This is a genomic window from Streptomyces chattanoogensis (genome assembly GCF_001294335.1).
GTDB classification, from domain to species: domain Bacteria; phylum Actinomycetota; class Actinomycetes; order Streptomycetales; family Streptomycetaceae; genus Streptomyces; species Streptomyces chattanoogensis.
Window position 1 is genome coordinate 87,447 of sequence record NZ_LGKG01000145.1, and the last position, 20,819, is coordinate 108,265.

16 protein-coding genes are annotated in these 20,819 nt (G+C 72.5%); 4 read left to right on the forward strand and 12 right to left on the reverse strand.

Features of this window, described 5'->3' with window-relative positions; translation table 11 throughout:
• The 11 genes from ftsZ to rsmH all read right to left on the reverse strand — a co-directional run bounded on the left by ftsZ (position 1) and on the right by rsmH (position 14,143).
• Complete coding sequence (ftsZ, locus tag ADL29_RS22885) at positions 1–1,257, reverse strand: cell division protein FtsZ (RefSeq protein WP_053925482.1); 1,257 nt, start codon at positions 1,255–1,257, stop codon at positions 1–3.
• Between the two features lie 284 nt (positions 1,258–1,541).
• Positions 1,542–2,357 (reverse strand): cell division protein FtsQ/DivIB, encoded by an 816-nt coding sequence (locus ADL29_RS22890; protein WP_053925483.1) that lies wholly within the window; start codon positions 2,355–2,357, stop codon positions 1,542–1,544.
• A 23-nt stretch (positions 2,358–2,380) separates the two neighbouring features.
• Positions 2,381–3,469, reverse strand: a complete 1,089-nt coding sequence (gene murG / locus ADL29_RS22895; RefSeq protein ID WP_046928497.1) for an undecaprenyldiphospho-muramoylpentapeptide beta-N-acetylglucosaminyltransferase — start codon at positions 3,467–3,469, stop codon at positions 2,381–2,383.
• 6 nt (positions 3,470–3,475) lie between these two features.
• Positions 3,476–4,825, reverse strand: coding sequence for a putative lipid II flippase FtsW (ftsW, locus tag ADL29_RS22900; protein WP_053925484.1), 1,350 nt, complete (start codon positions 4,823–4,825; stop codon positions 3,476–3,478).
• A gap of 56 nt (positions 4,826–4,881) precedes the next feature.
• Entirely contained in the window at positions 4,882–6,315 is a 1,434-nt protein-coding gene (gene murD / locus ADL29_RS22905; protein WP_245689595.1) for a UDP-N-acetylmuramoyl-L-alanine--D-glutamate ligase, read from the reverse strand.
• A 29-nt stretch (positions 6,316–6,344) separates the two neighbouring features.
• Positions 6,345–7,409, reverse strand: a complete 1,065-nt coding sequence (gene mraY / locus ADL29_RS22910) for a phospho-N-acetylmuramoyl-pentapeptide-transferase (protein WP_046931340.1) — start codon at positions 7,407–7,409, stop codon at positions 6,345–6,347.
• Between the two features lie 5 nt (positions 7,410–7,414).
• Positions 7,415–8,839, reverse strand: a complete 1,425-nt coding sequence (locus ADL29_RS22915; RefSeq protein WP_053925486.1) for a UDP-N-acetylmuramoyl-tripeptide--D-alanyl-D-alanine ligase — start codon at positions 8,837–8,839, stop codon at positions 7,415–7,417.
• A gap of 62 nt (positions 8,840–8,901) precedes the next feature.
• A complete protein-coding gene (locus ADL29_RS22920; RefSeq protein ID WP_053925487.1) occupies positions 8,902–10,659 on the reverse strand; it encodes a UDP-N-acetylmuramoyl-L-alanyl-D-glutamate--2,6-diaminopimelate ligase in 1,758 nt (585 codons plus the stop codon).
• An 18-nt stretch (positions 10,660–10,677) separates the two neighbouring features.
• Complete coding sequence (locus ADL29_RS22925; protein WP_053925488.1) at positions 10,678–12,687, reverse strand: peptidoglycan D,D-transpeptidase FtsI family protein; 2,010 nt, start codon at positions 12,685–12,687, stop codon at positions 10,678–10,680.
• Between the two features lie 8 nt (positions 12,688–12,695).
• Positions 12,696–13,178, reverse strand: a complete 483-nt coding sequence (gene ftsL / locus ADL29_RS22930; RefSeq protein ID WP_053925489.1) for a cell division protein FtsL — start codon at positions 13,176–13,178, stop codon at positions 12,696–12,698.
• Positions 13,175–14,143, reverse strand: a complete 969-nt coding sequence (gene rsmH / locus ADL29_RS22935; protein WP_053925490.1) for a 16S rRNA (cytosine(1402)-N(4))-methyltransferase RsmH — start codon at positions 14,141–14,143, stop codon at positions 13,175–13,177. The genes ftsL and rsmH overlap by 4 nt, the downstream gene beginning before the upstream one ends.
• 426 nt (positions 14,144–14,569) lie before the next feature.
• Between rsmH and ADL29_RS22940 the strand changes: the two genes are divergently transcribed.
• The 4 genes from ADL29_RS22940 (at position 14,570) to ADL29_RS22955 (ending at position 20,115) form a co-directional block, all read left to right on the forward strand.
• Positions 14,570–15,130 carry a beta-class carbonic anhydrase gene (locus ADL29_RS22940; RefSeq protein WP_046928491.1) on the forward strand — a complete coding sequence of 187 codons (561 nt, stop codon included), beginning with the start codon at positions 14,570–14,572 and terminating at the stop codon, positions 15,128–15,130.
• 125 nt (positions 15,131–15,255) lie between these two features.
• The gene (locus ADL29_RS22945) at positions 15,256–16,281 is read left to right on the forward strand and encodes an AAA family ATPase (RefSeq protein ID WP_046928490.1); all 1,026 of its coding nucleotides are present in this window, start codon (positions 15,256–15,258) and stop codon (positions 16,279–16,281) included.
• Positions 16,281–17,657 (forward strand): DUF58 domain-containing protein, encoded by a 1,377-nt coding sequence (locus tag ADL29_RS22950; protein WP_053925491.1) that lies wholly within the window; start codon positions 16,281–16,283, stop codon positions 17,655–17,657. Before ADL29_RS22945 ends, ADL29_RS22950 begins: the two co-directional genes overlap by 1 nt.
• Before the next feature lie 40 nt (positions 17,658–17,697).
• Complete coding sequence (locus tag ADL29_RS22955) at positions 17,698–20,115, forward strand: transglutaminase TgpA family protein (protein WP_053925492.1); 2,418 nt, start codon at positions 17,698–17,700, stop codon at positions 20,113–20,115.
• A 91-nt stretch (positions 20,116–20,206) separates the two neighbouring features.
• Here the strand turns inward: ADL29_RS22955 and ADL29_RS22960 are convergent, their stop codons facing one another.
• Positions 20,207–20,611, reverse strand: a complete 405-nt coding sequence (locus tag ADL29_RS22960; protein ID WP_053925493.1) for a DUF3040 domain-containing protein — start codon at positions 20,609–20,611, stop codon at positions 20,207–20,209.
• Positions 20,612–20,819 lie beyond the last annotated feature (208 nt).

Below are 20,819 nucleotides of genomic sequence, written 5' to 3' on the forward strand. Positions count from 1 at the left end.
TCACTTCAGGAAGTCGGGGACGTCGAGCTCCTCGGCCGCGCTGTCCGCGTACGACGGACGGGCCGGGGGAACCTGCGCCCCGCCGGCCGAGGACGAGGAGGACTCGCCCAGCGGGGAGGAGGACTCCGCCGGGGCCGGCTCGCCGGCTCGCTCCGCGGGGGCCGTCCCCGCGTCCCGTACGGGCACCGAGCCCAGGCCGCCGAAGGACGAGGCCCGCGGCTCGGGCGGGTTGACCGGGCGCGGGGCCGGGGCCGGCTCCTCGCGCTTGGGGGCGGTCAGCGCGGACTGCGCGTCGCGGCGGGCCGGCGGCTGGCCGCCGTCGAAGCCCGCGGCGATGACGGTGACCCGGACCTCGTCGCCCAGCGCGTCGTCGATGACCGCGCCGAAGATGATGTTGGCCTCCGGGTGCGCCGCCTCGCTGACCAGCTGCGCGGCCTCGTTGATCTCGAAGAGACCGAGGTCGGAGCCGCCGGAGATGGACAGCAGCACCCCGCGGGCGCCGTCGATGGACGCCTCCAGGAGCGGCGAGGAGATCGCCATCTCCGCGGCGGCCACCGCGCGGTCGTCGCCGCGCGCCGAGCCGATGCCCATGAGGGCCGAGCCGGCCTCCGACATCACGGACTTGACGTCCGCGAAGTCGAGGTTGATCAGGCCGGGGGTGGTGATCAGGTCGGTGATGCCCTGGACACCCGACAGCAGCACCTGGTCCGCGGACTTGAACGCGTCGAGCACGCTCACCTGGCGGTCCGAGATGGACAGCAGCCGGTCGTTGGGGATCACGATGAGGGTGTCGACCTCTTCGCGCAGCTGGGCGATGCCGTCCTCGGCCTGGTTGGCGCGACGGCGGCCCTCGAAGGTGAACGGCCGGGTGACCACACCGATCGTCAGGGCGCCCAGCGAGCGGGCGATGTTGGCGACGACGGGTGCACCGCCGGTGCCCGTGCCGCCGCCCTCGCCCGCGGTCACGAAGACCATGTCGGCCCCCTTGAGGACCTCCTCGATCTCCTCGCGGTGGTCCTCGGCCGCCTTGCGGCCCACGTCCGGGTTGGCGCCCGCGCCGAGTCCGCGCGTCATTTCGCGGCCGACGTCGAGCTTGACGTCGGCGTCGCTCATCAGCAGCGCCTGTGCATCGGTGTTGATCGCGATGAACTCGACGCCCTTGAGCCCGACCTCGATCATCCGGTTGATGGCGTTCACGCCACCGCCGCCGATGCCGACGACCTTGATGACTGCGAGGTAGTTCTGCGGTGCTGCCACGTCGAAGGCCTCTCGCCTCGAGTTACGTGTCGCCGCCTCACATTCCGTGTGGGCGCCGACTGATGCCGATTGGGACGGTCCGTGTTGCCGACCCGAACCCTAAACCTTAAGTTTAGGGTTACCTGTGCCTGTGTTCCTTGGTTCCACAGTCCCTTTGGAACGAGACACTAAGTCGACAAGGCGCGCGCGTTCAACGAACACGCCGAACCTCCCGTTTTTCTTTTCACCCTATGTGATCACCCATAGTCGTAGCCATCCAGGGTGCTGGCCTGCGGCTACGTACGTCAACTCCCCGCTGCGGCCGGGGCGCTGGGCACCGAGACGTCGAAGTGGCGCGCCCCATGCGCCGCTTTCAGCAGGGCGGTGAGCACCCTGGCCTTCTCCGCGCCCCGTTCGGAACTGCCCCATACGACCGTACGAGCCCCCGTCAACTCCAGGGTGAGGGAGTCGTAAGAGGTGACGCGGACCGTGCGCAGGTCCTTGCGGACCGCGCCCGGGAGCTGCCCGACGGCGTCCGCCGCGGCGCGACGCAGACGGCCGGTTCCGAAACGGGACAGGCTCGGAGAATCGGAAACGGCCATTTCCAGAAGCGGAACGCCCTTGGGGACGGTACGGACGGTGGCGAAACGGACGCCCTCGCGGTCCACTTCGCGATAGTTTCCGCCCGATCGCTGCACAAGTTCCGGCGTTCTTTCCGACACTTTCAGCGCGATGGTGCCCGGCCAGGACCGGATCACCTCCACGGTCCGGATCCGCGGCAGCCGGGCCCGGATCCGGCGGACCGTCGCGCCGGTGTCCACCGAGAGCAGCGGCGCGTTCCTCGGGACGCGGGCCGCGGCCACCACCTCATCCGGCGTCAGAACCCGGGTGCCGACGGCCTTGACGTCACGGACACGGAACCAGTCCGAGCCGTAGAGGGCCCAGCCGCCGAAGCCGCCGAGGCCCGCCACGAGGACCAGCACGAGGACCGACCGGCGGCGGCGCGGGGTGCCGAACGGGATGCGCAGCCATGCGGTTCGGCGCGGGTGCGGCGCACGGGCGGAGGGCGGGCCGGACGGCCGCTTGCTGTCACCGCGCCGGGCGGTTCTGAGTCCGGCCACGCTCCCCTGCCTTTGCTCGTTCGCTACTGCTGCTGCGCGATCGCCTCGTACACCATGCCGACCAGCAGTTCGTCGGCGTCCCGGCGGCCGAACTCGGAGGCCGCGCGGGACATCTCGTACAGCCGGTGCGGATCGGACAGGACCGGGAGCACGCTGGACTGCACCCACTCCGGGGTCAGCTGGGCGTCGTCGACCAGCAGGCCCCCGCCGGCGTTGACCAGCGGCTGGGCGTTGAGCCGCTGTTCGCCGTTGCCGATGGGCAGCGGGACGAAGGCGGCCGGGAGCCCGACGGCGGACAGTTCGGCGACGGTCATCGCGCCCGCGCGGCAGAGCATCATGTCGGCCGCAGCGTACGCAAGATCCATCCGGTCCACGTACGGTACCGGCACATACGGCGGCATCCCGGGCATGTTGTCCACATGCGGCAGTTCGTTCTTCGGGCCGACCGCGTGCAGGACCTGGATACCGGCGCGCTGGAGTGCGGGCACGGTGGCCTGGATGACCTCGTTGAGCCGGCGGGCGCCCTGGGAGCCGCCGGACACCAGAAGAGTCGGCAGGTTCGGGTCGAGCCCGAAGGCGGCGCGCGCCTCGGGGCGGACGGCCGCGCGGTCCAGGGTGGCGATGGTGCGGCGCAGCGGAATGCCGACGTAGCGGGCACCGCGCAGCTTGCTGTCGGGGGTGCTGACGGCGACGAACTTGGCGTACCGCGAGCCGATCTTGTTGGCCAGGCCCGGCCGGGCGTTGGCCTCATGAACGATGATCGGCACACCGAGCCGCTTGGCGGCCAGATAGCCGGGCAGCGCGACATAGCCGCCGAAGCCGACGACACAGTCCGCCTTGGTGCGCTCCAGGATCTGCTCGGCGGCCTTGATCGTGCCGCGCAGCCGCCCGGGGACGGTGATCAGTTCGGGCGTGGGCTTGCGCGGCAGCGGTACGGCCGGGATCAGGCCGAGCTCGTAGCCGCGCTCCGGGACGAGCCGGGTCTCCAGGCCCTTCTCCGTGCCGAGTGCCGTGATCCCCACGGTGGGGTCCTGCCTGCGCAGGGCGTCCGCGAGGGCGAGCGCGGGCTCGATGTGGCCGGCGGTCCCCCCACCGGCGAGTACGACATGCACCGAAATTCACCGCTCTCCGGACGGCCGTCGGGCGACGCGCCGTCTCATCGTTTTCCATCTCACCCCAGCCGGTTTTCTGCCGAAAACCGGCTTCCGCGTAGCCAAAGCCAGTGCCGCCCGCGCAGCGGGCTCGTCACGCGCGAAGGCGATCAGCAGCCCGATGGCGAACATCGTCGGCAGCAGGGCGGAGCCTCCGTAGGAGAACAGCGGGAGCGGGACTCCGGCGATCGGCAACAGGCCGAGCACCGCACCCATGTTGATCATGGCCTGGGCCATGACCCAGGTGGTCACGCCTCCCGCTGCGTACCTGACGAAGGGGTCCTCCGTGCGTCCGGCCACGCGGATACCCGCATAGCCTAGAGCCGCGAAGAGGGCGAGTACCGACAGCGTCCCCGCCAGGCCCAGTTCCTCCCCGGTGATGGCGAAGATGAAGTCGGTGTGCGGTTCAGGGAGTTCACCCCATTTTTCCATACTCGCACCGAGGCCGGAACCGAAGAATCCGCCGGATGCGAGGGCATAGATGCCGTGCACCGCCTGCCAGCACTGGTCGCCGGGGCCGGGATCGGTGGCGCCGATGCAGGCCAGCCGGGACATCCGGTTGGCGCTGGTGAGGATCAGCAGCGCCCCGATGGCCACCGCGCCGCCCAGGACCCCCGTGAAGAGCCTGGTGGGGGCGCCGGCCAGCCACAGCAGCCCGAAGAGGACCGCCGTGAGAATGATCGCGGTGCCCATGTCGCCGCCGAGCATGATCAGCCCGAGCAGCAGAAAGGCGACCGGGACCAGCGGCACCAGCAGATGCTTCCACTGCGTCAGCAGCTTCCGCTCCTGCTTGCGGGCCAGCAGGTCGGCGCCCCACAGGACCAGGGCGAGCTTGCCGAACTCGCTCGGTTGCATCTGGAAAGGACCGCCGAGGCTCAGCCAGTTCCGGTTGCCGTTGACCGCGACCCCTATGCCCGGAATCTGAACCAGGCACATCAGGAACACCGAGACCGCGAGCAGCGGATAGGCCATCGCCCGGTGCAGCTTCGCGGTCATCCTGGACGCGGCCAGCAGCAGGACCCCGCCGATGGCCGCCGCGAGCAGCTGCTTGCGGAAGAAGTACGACGGGGCGAGGCCGGACTGCAGGGCCTTGATCTGGGAGGCCGAATAGACCATCACCAGCCCGAGGACGGTGATCAGCAGGCTGCCGCCGAGGATGAGGTAGTAGGCGGTCAGCGGCCGGTCCCAGGCCCGCCGGACACGGCTGTAGAGGCGCCGGGGCCCGCCGCGGCCGGCGCGCGGCGGGCGCACCGCGGAGGTGCGCCGGGCCGGGCGCGGGGGCCGTCGGGACACAGCCTTGGCCGGTCGGGCCGTCATCCTCGTCCCCTCCACAGGTGCGCGCGCCGCGGGTCGCCGACGGCAGCGGGGAGCGGCTAGTTTTCCGCGGTGTCCGCGCCGCCCGTGGCGGTCTGCTCACGGACGGCGTCGGCGAAGGCTTCGCCCCGCTTGGTGTAATTGACGAACATGTCCATCGAGGCGCAGGCCGGGGCCAGCAGAACGGTGTCGCCGGGCCTGCCGAGCCGGGTGGCTTCCCGTACGGCCTCGGACATCGCCCCAGTGTCGGTCCGGCCGAGGTCGACGACCGGGACATCCGGGGCGTGTCGCGCCAGGGCCTCGCCGATCAGCGCCCGGTCGGCGCCGATCAGGACCACCCCGCGCAGCCGCTTCGCCGACTTCTGCACCAGCTCGTCGAAGGTCGCGCCCTTGGCGAGGCCGCCGGCGATCCACACGATGTGCTCGTACGCCGCCAGCGACGCCTCGGCGGCGTGGGTGTTGGTGGCCTTGGAGTCGTCGATGTAGGTGAGGCCGCCGGCGTCCGCGATGTGCTCGATGCGGTGCGGCTCGGGGCGGAAGGCGCGCAGTCCGTCGCGTACGGAGGCCGGGCGCACCCCGAAGGCCCGCGCCAGGGCCGCGGCGGCGAGCGCGTTGGCGACGTTGTGCGGCGCGGGGGAGGCGAGGTCACCGATCTCGGCGAGCTCCTGGGCGGTCTGCGGATTGGCGACGAAGGCGCGGTCGACGAGAAGACCCTCGACCACGCCCACCTGGGACGGGCCGGGGGTGCCGAGGGTGAAGCCGATGGCCCGGCAGCCCTCCTCGACGTCGGCCGCGCGGACCAGCTCCTCGGTCGCCGGGTCGGCGACGTTGTAGACGCAGGCGACGGTGTTGCCCTCGTAGATCCGGCCCTTGTCGGCCGCGTACGCCGCCATGGAGCCGTGCCAGTCGAGGTGGTCCGGGGCGAGGTTGAGGACGGCCGCGGAGTGGGCGCGTACCGAGGGCGCCCAGTGCAGCTGGTAGCTGGAGAGCTCGACGGCGAGGACGTCATAGGGCCCGCAGGGCTCCTCCCCCTCCTGCCCCCGGCCCAGCACCACGTCCACGAGCGGGACGCCGATGTTGCCGACGGCGGCCGTGCGCAGGCCCTCGGCCTCCAGGATCGACGCCAGCATCCGGACGGTGGTGGTCTTGCCGTTGGTGCCGGTGACCGCCAGCCAGGGCGCGGCGTCGGGGCCGCGGAGCCGCCAGGCCAGCTCGACATCGCCCCATACCTCGATGCCCGCCTTCTCGGCGGCGAGGAAGAGGGGGCTGGTGGGCTTCCAGCCGGGGGTGGTGACAACCAGCTCCGTGCCCTCGGGGAGGGTGTCGCCGTCGCCGAGGCGGACGGTCACCCCCAGGGGCTCGAGCTCGGCCGCCTGCGCGCGCTCGCGCTCACCGTCGCTGCTGTTGACGACGGTGACCCGGGCGCCGAGGCCGGCCAGGGCGCGGGCGGCGGGAACGCCGCTCACGCCGAGGCCGGCGACGGTGATGTGCATACCGGTGAAGTCCACCGGGCCCTGCGTGGTCACTTCGCTGCCTGCCAGCCGCCGTAGAAGATGCCGAGTCCGACGATCACGCACATGCCCTGAATGATCCAGAACCTGACCACCACAAGGACTTCCGACCACCCCTTTAGCTCGAAGTGGTGCTGAAGTGGCGCCATACGGAAGACCCGCTTGCCGGTCAGCTTGAAGGAGCCGACCTGGATGACCACGGACATGGTGATCAGGACGAAGAGGCCGCCGAGGAGGGCGAGCAGCAGCTCCGTACGGGAGCAGATCGCCAGGCCGGCGAGCGCGCCGCCCAGGGCCAGCGAGCCGGTGTCGCCCATGAAGATCTTGGCGGGCGAGGTGTTCCACCACAGGAAGCCGAAGCAGGCACCCATCAGGGCGGAGGCGACGACCGCGAGATCGAGGGGGTCGCGGACCTCGTAACAGCCCGGTCCCGCGGTGATCTGGTTGGCGCAGGACTCCTGGTGCTGCCAGATGCCGATGAACGTGTACGCGCCGAAGACCATCACCGACGCGCCGGTGGCCAGGCCGTCGAGTCCGTCGGTGAGGTTCACGCCGTTGGACATCGCCAGGATCATGAACAGGGCCCAGATCACGAAGATCACCGGGCCGACCTGCCAGCCGAAGTCCTGGGTGAAGGACAGCCGGTCGGAGGCCGGGGTCTGGCCCCGCAGGTCCGCGAACTGCAGCGAGAGCACCGCGAAGGCGATGCCGACGATCAGCTGGCCGGCCATCTTCGCCTTGGCCCGCAGGCCCAGCGAACGCTGCTTGACGATCTTGATGTAGTCGTCGAGGAAGCCGACCAGGCCCATGCCCGCGAAGAGGAAGAGCACCAGCACACCGGAGAAGGTCGGATCGCTGGAGGTGATCACCTTCGTCACGGCGTAGGCGATGATCGTCGCCAGGATGAAGGAGATGCCGCCCATGGTGGGCGTCCCCTTCTTGCTGCCGTGGGTGCGCGGGCCGTCATCGCGGATGAACTGCCCGTACCCCTTCTTGGCCAGCAGTTTGATCAGCAGCGGGGTGCCGATCAGGGTCAGGAAGAGCCCGATCATCCCCGAGAAGAGGATCTGCTTCATGGAGTTCATCGGGATGCGGCTCCGCCCTGGGCGCCCGCGGCGTCCAGCAATGCCTCGGCCACCCGCTCCAGACCCACCGACCTGGACGCCTTCACCAGCACGACGTCTCCCGGTCGCAGCTCGCTGCGCAACAGGTCGACCGCCGCCCGCGCGTCGGACACGTGCACCGACTCCTCACCCCACGAACCCTCGTTCTTGGCGCCCATGTCGAGCCAGGCCGCTTCCCTGCCGCCGACCGCCACGAGCTTGCTGACGTTGAGCCGGACGACCAGGCGTCCGACCGCGTCGTGTTCGGCGAGCGAGTCCTCGCCGAGCTCGGCCATCTCACCGAGCACCGCCCACGTACGACCGCCCTTCGCCTTGGCGGCGGTGCCCATCGCGACCAGCGCTCGCAGCGCCGCTCGCATGGACTCGGGGTTCGCGTTGTAGGCGTCGTTGACGACCGTCACGCCGTCCGCGCGCTCGGTGACCTCCATGCGCCAGCGGGAGAGCGTGCCGGCTTCGGAGAGCGCGGTGGCGATCTCGTCTACGGGCATGCCCAACTCATGGGCGACGGCGGCCGCGGCGAGCGCGTTCGACACGTGGTGCTCACCGTACAGCCGCATGGTCACATCACTGCACCCGGAGGGTGTGTGAAGCGTGAAAGCGGGCTGTCCGAGAGCGGTGAGCCGGACATTCTCGGCACGGATCTCGGCATTTCGGGCCTCGCCGAACAGGACCGTACGGGCTTTCGTCCGCGAGACCATGGCGCTGACGTACGGATCGTCCGCATTGAGCACCGCGACGCCGTGCTCCGGGAGCGCCTCGACGAGTTCGCCCTTGGCCACGGCGATCTGCTCACGGCCGCCGAACTCGCCGATGTGGGCGGTGCCGACGTTGAGCACGACGCCGATCTCCGGCGGGGTCAGCCCGGTGAGATAGCGGATGTGGCCGACGCCGCGGGCGCCCATCTCCAGGACGAGATGGCGGGTCGAGGCGTCGGCGCGCAGCGCGGTCAGCGGCAGCCCGATCTCGTTGTTGAGGTTGCCTTCCGGCCAGACGGTCGGCCCGTGCCGCTGCAGCAGCTGGGCGATGAGATCTTTGGTGCTGGTCTTCCCGGCTGATCCGGTGAGGGCGACGACCTTGGTGCCGAGGCGCTCGACGACGGCGCGGGCGAGCGCGCCGAGGGCGGCGACCACGTCGTCGACCACGATCGCGGGGACGCCGACGGGCCGGGCGGCCAGCACGGCCACCGCACCGTCCGCGACCGCGCCCGCGGCGAAGTCGTGGCCGTCGGCGCGTTCACCGGCGAACGCGACGAACAGACCGCCGGGGCGGACCTGGCGGGAATCCATCACGACGGATCCGGTGACCGCGGCGCCGGCGTCCGGTATGTCGTGCATCTGTCCGCCGGTGATCCTGGCGATCTCGGCGAGGGACAGGGAGATCACAGGTCACCCCCGGCCGGGGGCAGAGGGTGCCAGTAAACGGGTTGTGCGCGCATGGCGGTGTGTCATCCCTGGTGGTTCGGCTGCGGTGACTGCTGCGACTGCGGTGACTGCTGCGACTTCAGCGATTCCTCGATGGCCTGGCGCAGCACCTGGCGGTCGTCGAAGGGGCGTACCACTCCGGCGATGTCCTGGCCCTGCTCATGGCCCTTGCCCGCGACGATGACCGTGTCGCCGGGCTCGGCGCGGGCGACTGCGGCGGCGATGGCCGCGGCCCGCTCCTCCTCGACCAGCACCGTGCCGCGCTCGTGGACCGGCACCTCGGCGGCGCCCTGGAGCATGGTGGCCAGGATCGCGAGCGGGTCCTCGGTGCGGGGGTTGTCGGAGGTCAGGATGGCCGTGTCGGCGAGCCGGGCCACCGCGGCGCCCATCGGGACGCGCTTGAGCGGGTCGCGGTCGCCGCCGCAGCCGAGGACGGCGTGCAGCTTGCCGTCGGTGACCTTGCGCAGCGCGCGCAGAACCGATTCGACGGCGTCCGTCTTGTGGGCGTAGTCGACGACCGCGAGGTACGGCTGGCCGGCGTCGACGCGCTCGAGGCGGCCGGGGACGCCGGGGACCGCGGCGATGCCGTCGGCGGCGGTCTGCGGGTCGATCCCGGCGACGATCAGCGAGGTGATCGCGGCGAGCGCGTTGGCGACGTTGAACGGGCCGGGGATCGGGGAGGCCGCACGCAGCGTCTCGCCCTTGGGGCCGTGCACGGTGAACGTCGAGCCGAGCGTGCCGACCTCGACGTCGGCGGCGCGCCAGTCGGCGTCCGGGTGGCCCTCGGCGGAGAAGGTGGTGACCGGGACCTCGGACTCGCCCTCGGCCAGCCGCTTGCCGTACTCGTCGTCGAGGTTGACGACGCCGGCGCGGCTGCGGGCCCTGGTGAACAGCCGGGCCTTGGCCTGGAAGTAGTCCTCCATGCCGGAGTGGAACTCCATGTGCTCCGGGCTGAGGTTGTTGAAGATCGCGACGTCGAAGACACAGCCGTCGACCCGGCCCAGGACCAGCGCGTGGCTGGAGACCTCCATGGCGACCGCCTTGACGCCGCGCTCGCGCATCACCGCGAACAGCGCCTGGAGGTCGGTGGCCTCGGGGGTGGTCCGCTCGGACTTGATGCGCTCGTCGCCGATACGGGTCTCGACGGTGCCGATCAGGCCGGTCAGCCCGCCGTCGGCCTTCTTGGCCGCCGCGGCCCGCAGCCCGCCCTCGATGAGGTACGCGGTCGTGGTCTTGCCCGAGGTGCCGGTGATGCCGATCTGGAGGAGGTCCTCGCCCGGGGCGCCGTAGATCGAGACGGCCAGTGCGCCCATCCGGGCGCGCGGGTTCTCGACGGCCAGGACCGGCAGGCCGGTCTCGAGGGCGCGGGCGGCGCCCGCCGGGTCGGTCAGGATCGCGGCGGCACCGAGGTCGGCGGCCTGCGCGACGAAGTCGGCGCCGTGGAGGCGGGCGCCGGGCAGCGCGGCATAGACATCACCGGGACGGACCGCCCGGGAGTCGTGGGTGATGCCGGTGACCTGGACATCGGAGGCGCCGGCCGGAGCTGGGGTGCCCAGCTGTTCGGCGAGATCCGCCAGCGGGGTGGGGCGGACCTGCTCGGGGCGGGGCGCACCCGGATATCTGCCGGGGCCGCCCTCCTCCGTGTGCGGGGGTTTCGGGGACTGATCAGCTTGTGACACGGCGGTGAGCGTACCGGGCTGAACGGGCCCGGGGCGAAGTGAGGGCGCCGCGCGGGAGCTGTTCGCGGGTTCGGGAGTGCCGTCGGTGGTGATGGTCGTCACGGCGGTATTGCCTCGATTTCATTCGCCTGGCTTGAAGGTGACCGGCAGCCTGGGGGCTTTGGTGCCGGTCGGCGGAACCTGGAGGGTTTTCAGCGCGAACTCCATGACCTGCTGGTAGATCGGGCCGCAGACCTGGCCGCCGAAATAGCTGCCCCGGGTGGGGTTCTGGACGGCGCAGTAGACCGTGATCCGTGGCTTGTCGGCGGGCGCGAAGCCGGCGAAGGAGGCGGTGTAGCCGTGGTAGCGGCCGGTTTTCGGGTCCACCCGGTTGGAGGTGCCGGTCTTGCCGCCGACCCGGTAGCCGTCGATCTTCGCCCTGGGGCCGGTGCCCTCGTGGTCGTCGACCACCGATTCGAGCATGGTGGCCAGGGTCGCGGCGGTCTTCTTGCCGACCACACGGCTGCGCTCGGGGTGGGCGGCGGGGGTGTAGCGGCCGCCGGGTCCGGTGGTGCCGCGGACCAGCGAGGGGGCGATGCGCTCGCCGCCGTTGGCGATCGTGGAGTAGATGGAGGCGGCCTGGACGGCGTTGAGGGAGAGCCCCTGGCCGAACGGGATGGTGTACTGCTGCGAGGTGTTCCAGTCCTGCGGCTTGGCCAGGATGCCGTCGGTCTCCCCGGGGAAGCCGAGCCCGGTCGGCTTCCCGATGCCGAATTTCCGCAGGTAGGAGTAGAGCACCCGGTTGGCCTCGGGCTGCGTCTTCCCCAGCTGGCCGGCCGCCAGGATCGTCCCGATGTTGCTGGATTTGGCGAGCACGCCGTTGAGGGTCAGATACCAGGTGCGGTGGTCGACGTCGTCCGCGAACAGCCGGTCGCCGCGGTGCAGCCGGTTGGGGACGGTGACGCGGGTGGCGGGGGTGGCCGCACCCTCCTCCAGGACGGCGGCCATCGACATCAGTTTGCTGGTGGAGCCCGGCTCGTACGCGTCGGTCAGCGCGGCGTTGCCCAGCGCCCCCGGGTCGGCCCGGGAGATGTCGTTGGGGTCGAAACCGGGCGAATTGGCCAGCGCCAGGATCTCGCCGGTGCGGGTGTCCTGGACGACGACGTAGCCGCGGTCCGCCCGGGACTTCCTGACCTGCCGGGTGATGGCCCGCTGTGCCGCCCACTGGATGTCCCGGTCGAGGGTCAGCTGGACGTCGCTGCCGGGGACGGCGGGGTGCTCCTGGGCGTCCGCGGTGGGCACCCGGCGGCCGCCGGACTGGGCGTAGACGAGCTTGCCCTCCTTGCCCGCGAGGGCGGTGTCGAGCAGTGCCTCTATGCCGCCGCGGCCCTTGCCCTCGCCGTTGACGAAGCCGAGGACACCGGAGGCGAGGTCCTTGTTCGGGTAGATCCGTTTGCTGTGCTTGTCGGCGAAGATCCCGACCAGGACGTTGGGGCGGGGGGCGCGCCTGGGCGCGGCGGCCGCCTCGGCGTCGAGGGTCTTGCGGAGGTCCTTGATCCGCTTCCAGGCCTGCGGGGTCTGCTGCCGCGAGAGCAGGACGTAGCGGGTGTGGTGCCGGGCGAGCTTCCCGGCCAGGGTGCCGCGGTCCTCGTGGAGGATCGGCGCGAGCAGTTTCGCGGCGCGCTGCGGGGCGTCGTCGATCCCCGTCCGGTCGGGCGCCAGCAGGCTCGGGTCGGCGGTGATGTCGTACGCGTCCACGGTGCTCGCCAGCGCCACGCCGTTGCGGTCGGTGATCGCCCCGCGTTCGGCGGCCAGCCGGACCGGGACATAGCGGTTCTCGTTGGCCTTGGCGGCGAACGCCGAGGCGTCCACGGCCTGCACCTGGAAGAGCCGTACGACGAAGGCGAGCAGGACGAGGGTCAGGGCGAGGGAGACCAGGCGCAGCCGGGGGCGGGGGCTGGCCAGCCGGAACGGGGCGGCGGGGCGGCGGGCGGCGGGCCTCTTGGCGCCGGGCTTCGGGGCAGGTTTCGGGGCGGGCCGGGCAGTGGGCCTGGCGGCGGTCCGCTTGGCGGCCGGGCGCTGCGGGCCGCCGCGGGCGGGCCGGGCGGCCGGGCGCGGTACGCGGCGGCGGGGCTCCCTGGGCTCGGTCATGCCGCCGCTCACCTGCCGGGGGTCGTCGGGGCGGGGGCCCCGGCCCCGGGTGCGGACGGCACGGATGGCGCGGACGGCCCCGCCGGCGGCTCGGCGGGCGGCTCGGCGGACGAGCTCAGCGCCGCCGGCTCCTCCCCCGTCGCCACGCTCGGCCGGCCGCGCACCGTGCCGTCCGGCATCAGGAACGCCGGACTGCCGCCGGGCACCATCCCCAGCTCCCGCGCCCGCTTCTCCAGCGCGCCCGGCGCGGAGTAGCCGTCCACCTCCTGCTGGAGCGCCTGCTGCTCGTCCTTCAGGTCGTCCGTCTTCTTCTCCAGCTTGCTGAGCTCGAACGACCCTTGGTTCAGGGCGGAGTTGAGCATCAGCAGGCTGATCAGCCCGGAGCCGAGCAGCACCACGATCAGCAGGACGAAGGGCGCACGGGCCGCGGTGCCGGTGCCGGCCGGGAGGAGCGCGGCCAGCCGCCGCGGCCGCCGCCCTTTGCCGTTCACGCCGTGTCCTCGACGTCCGCGCGGATGCGCTCGGCGCCGCGCAGCCGGGCGGGGGCCGCCCGGCGGTTCTCGGCGACCTCTTCCTCGGTGGGGAGTTCGGCGCCGCGGGTCAGCAGCTTCAGCCGGGGCTGGTAGCGCTCGGGGACGACGGGCAGACCGGGCGGCGCGGTGTTGGCCGCACCGGCCGCGAAGACCTGCTTGACCAGGCGGTCCTCCAGCGAGTGGTAGGCGAGCACGGCGATCCGGCCGCCGACCGCGAGCGCCTTGACCGCGGCCGGGATGGCGCGCTCCACACAGGCCAGCTCGCCGTTGACCTCGATGCGCAGTGCCTGGAAGGTGCGCTTGGCGGGGTTGCCGCCGGTGCGCTTGGCGGCCTGCGGCAGCGCGTCGCGGATCAGCTCGACCAGCCGGGCGCTGTTGGTGAAGGGCTCCTTGGCGCGCTCGCGCACGATCGCCGCGACAATCCGCTTGGCCTGCTTCTCCTCCCCGTAGGCGCGCAGGATCCGGACGAGCTCGCCGGGCGCGTAGGTGTTGAGGACGTCCGCGGCGCTGATGCCGCGCGTCTGGTCCATCCGCATGTCCAGCGGGGCGTCCTGGGCGTAGGCGAAGCCGCGCCCGGCCTCGTCCAGTTGCATCGAGGAGACACCGAGGTCGAACAGCACGCCCTGCACCCGCGGCACCCCGAGCCGGCCGAGGACCTCGGGGAGCTCGTCGTAGACGGCGTGCACCAGGGTGGCGCGGTCGCCGTACGGGGCCAGCCGCTCCCCCGCCAGCTTCAGGGCCGCCGGGTCGCGGTCGAGGGCGATGAGCCGGACCCCGGGGAAGGCGGCGAGCAGCGCCTCACTGTGCCCGCCGAGGCCGAGGGTGCAGTCGACGACGACCGCTCCGGGCTCGGCGAGCGCGGGGGCGAGCATGTCCAGGCAGCGCTGGAGCATGACGGGTACGTGCCGAGTGTTGCTGCTCATGCCTCTTCCGATGGGGTGGGCGGCAGGTGGGTCCCCGGCCGCTGGCTGGGGGATGCCGTACGTACCGCTTGGTCCCCGCCCGCTCTGAAGGGGAAGCGGCCCTCCGGCGACGGGGAAGTGGCGTCGGAAGACCGGTGGAGCGGGAGGAGGCCGAGCCGTACGTGCGACGTGCCGCACGCGAGGGATTCGGGATCCAAGGAGAGCGTCACGCCTCCCACTTCGCGCCACTTTAGTCCACCGGCTGCCCCGGTCAATCAACCGGTTCCGCGCGTCCTGCGACGGCTTTCGCGCCGGCCGCTCACCCGGATGGAGGCGGCCCCCGGATCACTGTGGGTTACCTCACACGGGGTACACAAGTGGTGACGTTGACCCCTATGCCCGGCCTCACATGCGGCCGGATCGGGCGGTGACGTTTACGGTGAGGGCATGCCCATACCTGCGTCGCAGCCGCTGCCCCCGTCCGCCGACAGCGCCGCCGCCCCTGCGGATGGCACCGTCACCGACCGCCTCGTCGAGGCGAACCGGCGCTATGCCACCGCGTTCACCGACCCCGGCATGGACGCCCGGCCCGTCCTCAAGGTCGCCGTGGTCTCCTGCATGGACGCCCGGATCGACCTGCATGCCGCGCTGGGCCTGGAGCTCGGCGACTGCCACACCATCCGCAACGCGGGCGGTGTGGTGACCGACGACATCATCCGTTCCCTGACGATCAGCCAGCGTGCCCTCGGCACCCGGTCGGTCGTCCTCATCCACCACACCGGCTGCGGTCTGCTGAACCTGACCGAGGACTTCCGCCACGATCTGGCGGCCGAGGTCGGACAGCGGCCCACCTGGGCGGTCGAGGCCTTCAAGGACCTCGACGAGGACGTCCGGCAGTCCATGCAGCGGGTGCGCACCTCGCCCTTCCTGCTGCACACGGACGACGTCCGCGGCTTCGTCTTCGATGTGACGACGGGACTGCTGCGGGAGATCGACCCCCGGCCCTGAATGCGGACGGGCCGGACATACCGGCCGCAGTTGTGCGCAGTTGTCCACAGGTCATGACGCAAAGCCGCGCGGACGGCAAGAATGCGTGGGTGACCAGTGCTGGGGGAAGGGCCGGGGAGGGCCGAGTGACGACGTACGACGAACGAACGGGCCTGGGAGATCTGGCCGCCACCGTGGAGCGGGTGCACCGTTCGGTGGAGGGAGTGATCGAGGGCAAGCCCGAGGTCGTACGGCTCGCGCTGACGGTGCTGCTGGCCGAGGGACATCTGCTCATCGAGGATGTGCCGGGCGTGGGCAAGACCATGCTCGCCAAGGCGCTGGCCCGCTCCATGGACTGTTCGGTGCGGCGTATCCAGTTCACGCCCGATCTGCTGCCGTCCGACATCACCGGCGTCAGCATCTTCGACCAGCAGCGCCGGGACTTCGAGTTCAAGCCCGGCGCGATCTTCGCGCAGATCGTGATCGGCGACGAGATCAACCGCGCCTCGCCCAAGACCCAGTCGGCGCTGCTGGAGTCCATGGAGGAGCGCCAGGTCACGATGGACGGGCAGACCCATGAGCTGCCCAGCCCCTTCATGGTCGTCGCAACGCAGAACCCGGTCGAGATGGAGGGCACCTACCCGCTGCCCGAGGCGCAGCGGGACCGTTTCATGGCGCGGGTGTCGATCGGCTATCCCAGCCCCGCGGCCGAGCTGCAGATGCTGGACGTGCACGGCGGCGCCTCCCCGCTGGACGGCCTCCGCCCGGTGGTGCACGCCGACGAGATCGTGAAGCTGATCGACGCGGTGCGCACGGTCCATGTCGCCGAGGCGGTGCGCAGATACGCGGTGGACCTGGTGGCGGCCACCCGCAGCCATGCCGAGCTGCGGCTGGGTGCCTCGCCGCGGGCCACGCTGCATCTGGTGCGGGCCGCGAAGGCCGCGGCGGCGCTGGCCGGGCGGGAGTTCGCGCTGCCGGACGATGTGCAGTCGCTGGCGGTGGCGGTGCTCGCGCACCGGCTGCTGCCCACCGCACAGGCCCAGTTGAACCGCCGTACCGCCGAGCAGATCGTGCTGGAGATCCTGCACCGCACTCCGGTTCCCGAACCGTCCGCACCGCAGTGGCGGGCGGGCATCCGCGGTCAGCAGCCGCCCGGTGCACGGGGGTTGTGATGTCCGGCGGGGGGAGCTTCGGGGCGGGACACGAGGGGACGCCGGGTCGGGGCGGGGTGCGGGCGGCGCTCGGGGGGCTGACGACGCGCGGCAGATCGTTCCTGGCGGCCGGGGTGGCCGCCGCGGTGTGCTCGTTCCTCCTCGGGCAGGCGGATCTGCTGCGGGTCGGGCTGCTGCTGGCGGCGCTGCCGCTGGTGTGCGTCCTGGTGCTGCACCGCACCCGCCACCGCGTCGCGGGCAGCCGTACGCTCTCCCCCGCCCGGGTGCCCGCGGGCGCCGAGTCCCGGGTCCGGCTGGTGATCGAGAACGTCTCCCGGCTGCCCACCGGGGTGCTGCTGCTCCAGGACCGGGTGCCCTACGTCCTGGGGCCGCGGCCCCGCTTCGTACTGGACCGGGTCGAGGCCGGCGGCCGCCGCGAGGTCTCCTACCGCGTCCGCTCCGACCTGCGCGGCCGCTATCCGCTGGGCCCGCTGCAGCTGCGCCTGTCCGACCCGTTCGGGATGTGCGAGCTGACCCGCTCGTTCAGCGCCTCCGACACGCTGACCGTGGTGCCCCGCACGGAGCCCCTGCCGCCGGTCCGGCCGGCGGGCGAGACGCCCGGCTACGGCGACGGGCGGCAGCGCTCCCTGGCGCTGGCCGGTGAGGACGATGTCATCCCGCGCGGTTACCGCCACGGCGACGATCTGCGCCGGGTCCACTGGCGGTCCACCGCGCGCCACGGCGAGCTGATGGTCCGCCGGGAGGAACAGCCGCAGAAGGCGCGCTGCACGGTCCTGCTCGACACCCGTGCGGTGGCCCACGACGGGGCCGGGCCCGACTCGGCCTTCGAGTGGGCCGTGACGGCCGCCGCGTCGCTGGGCGTCCATCTGCCGGCGCGGGGCTTCTCGGTGCGGCTGCTCACCGACACCGGCGCCTCGGTGCCCGGCCCGGACGGCACCGGCGGCGATGGGTCCGCCGACGCCGCGGGGCTGCTGCTGGACACCCTGGCCGTGCTGGAGCACTCCGAGGAGGCCGGGCTCTCGGCCGCGTACGACGCCCTGCGCGGCGGCAGGGAGGGGCTGCTGGTCGCCTTCTTCGGCGATCTGGACGAGGAGCAGGCGGCGGTCGCCGGGCGGATACGGCAGCGCTGCGGCGCGGCGGTGGCGTTCGTGCTGGACGGGGACGCCTGGCTGCCGGGTCCCGGCGGGATCAGATTCTCGTCGGGACAGGTGCCGGTGGAGGAGCGGGTGCTGATGCTGCAGAAGGCGGGCTGGACGGCCCTGCCGGTGGCCCCGGGGACCTCGCTGGCCGAACTGTGGCGGTGCGCCGCCGACCGCACCGGGGCGGGCCGGGACCACGGCACGCGGAGCGGCGCCACGGCGGGAGGCGGGGCATGAGCGCACGGGCGGACAGCGGCGAGGGAAGCGAGGTGGCCGCATGAGCAGCCGGGCGCGGCTGGCACTGTGTGCGGCGGTGGCGACCCTGTGCGCGGCCTGCGCACTGCTGCCGCTGGTGCAACCGATGGACTGGGTGGTGCTGGCCACGCTCCTGCTGGCGGTCATGACCGGCGTGGGGGCGCTGACCCGGCGGGTGCCGCTGGCGAGACCGCTGACCGTCGGGGTGCAGGCGCTGGTCGCCGTACTGCTGCTGACCCTGTTTTTCGCCCACGGCCAGGCGGTTCTCGGGCTGCTGCCCGGCCCGGACGCCGTCACGGAGCTGGGCCGGCTGGTCCACGACGGGGTCCGGGACGTCGGCCGGTACGCCACCCCGGCCCCGGCCACGCCCGGCATCCGGCTGCTGCTGGTGGCGGGTGTCCTGGTGATCGGTCTGGTGGTGGACGCGCTGGCGGTCACGTACCGCAGTGCCGCGCCCGCCGGGCTGCCGCTGCTCGCGCTGTATTCGGTGGCGGCCGGGCTGTCCCAGGGCGGTGCGGGCTGGCTGTGGTTCCTGCTGGCGGCCGGCGGCTATCTGCTGCTGCTCCTGGCCGAGGGCCGCGACCGGCTCTCCCAGTGGGGCAGGGTCTTCGGCGGGACGGGTACGGGCCGGCCGGGCGGCTTCGGCTCCGCGGCGGGCGGCCCCGCCCTGGCCCCGGTCCGTACGGGCCGCCGGATCGGCGCGCTGGCCCTCGGCATCGCGCTGGTGGTGCCCGCCGTGCTGCCCTCGCTGGGCGGCGGGCTGATCGGCCCGCCCGGCGGCGGCAGCGGCCCCGGGGGCGGCGGCGGAACGATCTCCGCGGTGAACCCGCTGGTCTCGCTGCAGAACAGCCTGAACCAGCCGGAGGACAGGGAAGTCCTCAACTACCGCACGACCGCGGACGACACCCGGGACCTGTATCTGCGGATAGTGGCCCTGGACCAGTTCGACGGCACGGCCTGGAAGCCGTCCGAGCGCACCGTCACCGACGTCCCCGACCGGCTGCCGGGCCCGCCCGGCCTGTCCGGCAAGGTGGCCGCCACCAGGATCACCACCTCTGTGTCGACCGCCGAGTGGTACGCCCAGAACTGGCTGCCGCTCCCCTACCCGGCGTCCAGGGTGGACATCGCCGGGCGCTGGCGCTTCGAGCCCAAGGGCCGCACCCTGGTCGGCGACCGGGGGCAGACCACCCGCGGGGTGCAGTACCAGGTCGAGAGCCTCCAGGTACGGCCGACCGCCAAGCAGCTGGCCGCGGCCCCGCCGCCGCCCCCGCAGCTGGTGCGCGAATACACCAGGGTGCCTCAGTCACTGCCCCCGGAGGTACGGGCCACCGCGCTCAAGGTCACCCGCGGCGCCCGGACCCCGTACGACAAGGCGGTCAAGCTCCAGGACTGGTTCTCGCTCAACGGCGGTTTCACCTACAACACGCAGGTCAGCGCGGGCAGCGGCAGCGAGGCCATTGCGCGGTTCCTGGAGGAGAAGGAGGGCTTTTGCGTCCACTTCTCCTTCTCGATGGCGGCGATGGCGCGCACCCTGCGCATTCCGGCCCGGGTGGCGGTCGGCTTCACCCCCGGCTCCCCGCAGTCCGACGGCACGACCTCCGTCAGCCTCAAGGACGCGCACGCCTGGCCCGAGCTGTACTTCCAGGGCATCGGCTGGACCCGCTTCGAGCCGACCCCGAGCCGCGGCAACGTCCCGGAGTACACCTACCCCGAGCAGGGGCCGGCCGACGGCGGTCCCCGTGCCCCCGAGCCGAAGCCGGGGCAGTCCGCCGGCGCGCCGGACGCCCCGTCCACGGCTCCGAGCTGTGCCCCCGGTGAGCGGCGGCAGGGCGCCGGGACGGCCTGCGCCGCACTGCCTGCAGCACCCGGCGGGCGTCCCGCGGACGGCGGTCCGCGGCTGTGGCCGGTCCTGGCCGTCGGTCTGGCCGCCCCGCTCGTCCTGCTGGTGCCCGTCCTCCCGCTGCTGTGGCGCCTGCGGATGCGGTCCCGGCGGCTGGCGGACGGCGACGGCCCGGCGGGCACGCTGGCCGCCTGGCAGGAGCTGCTGGACACCGCCTGGGACTTCGGCATCCTGCCGGACGAGTCGCTGACCCCGCGCAGGGCGGCCGACCGGATCGTTCGCATCGGTGAACTGCCGGCGGACGCCGCCGGTGCCGTCCACCGGGTGGCGGCGGCCGTCGAGCAGACGCTGTACGCCCCGCGGCCGCGCCCGGCCACCGGGCTCGCCGCGGACGTCCGGCGGGCCCGCGCCGGGCTGCACACGGCGGCGACACGCGGTCTGCGGCTGCGCGCCCTCCTCGCCCCGCGCTCGGCGGTCCGCCTCGCGCGGGCCTGCGCGGCCCGCTGGACGGCGTTCGTCGTCCGCTGCAAGTCCAGCGGCCCGGCCACCGCGGCCCGTCGGGCGACGGCGGCCCTGCGGCCGGGACGGCAGCGGGCGTAGCGGCCGCAGTACCCCGGCCCTGCACACAGCGGCGCGGCCGCCCGATCCTGTCGGGCGGCCGCGCGAAGTGTGTACGAGGCGGAGGCCGGTCTCAGTGGCCCTGTTCGTCCCTGCGGCGCTGCCAGCGGTCCTCGATGCGGTTCATCATCGAGCGCTTCTGCCTGGGCTGACGGCCTGCCGGTCCGCCCGCGGCGCCCTGGGCGGCCGGCCGGTCACCCGGTTTGGGGGCCTTACGCCATCCGGTGACGGCCAGTACCGCGCAGCCGAGCATGACGACGAAGCCCACCAGGCTGATCCAGATCTGGTCCGGGATCATCACACCGGCCATGAGCAGGCCAATACCGACCAGGAAGCCCGCGGCCGCTTGGTAGACCCGTCGCCGGGTGTACGTGCGCAGCCCGCTTCCCTCAAGCGCCGTCGCGAACTTGGGATCTTCGGCGTACAGCGCTCGCTCCATCTGCTCGAGCATGCGCTGCTCGTGCTCCGAGAGCGGCACGGAGTCCTCCTACTCGTCGGTCGCGGGGGGCGACCGGGTGCGACCCTTTCAGGATAGGCAGGGATTCGCCCCCGTGAAACCCGCCCCTCAACGCCAGTTCACTGCTCCGGGCCGCCACGGCGACCGGTGTGATGCTGGCTGCATTCCCCACCCGCCCTTCCGTCATGCCGGAACGTCGTACCCCGATCATACGGGGAGAAGGGGCCGA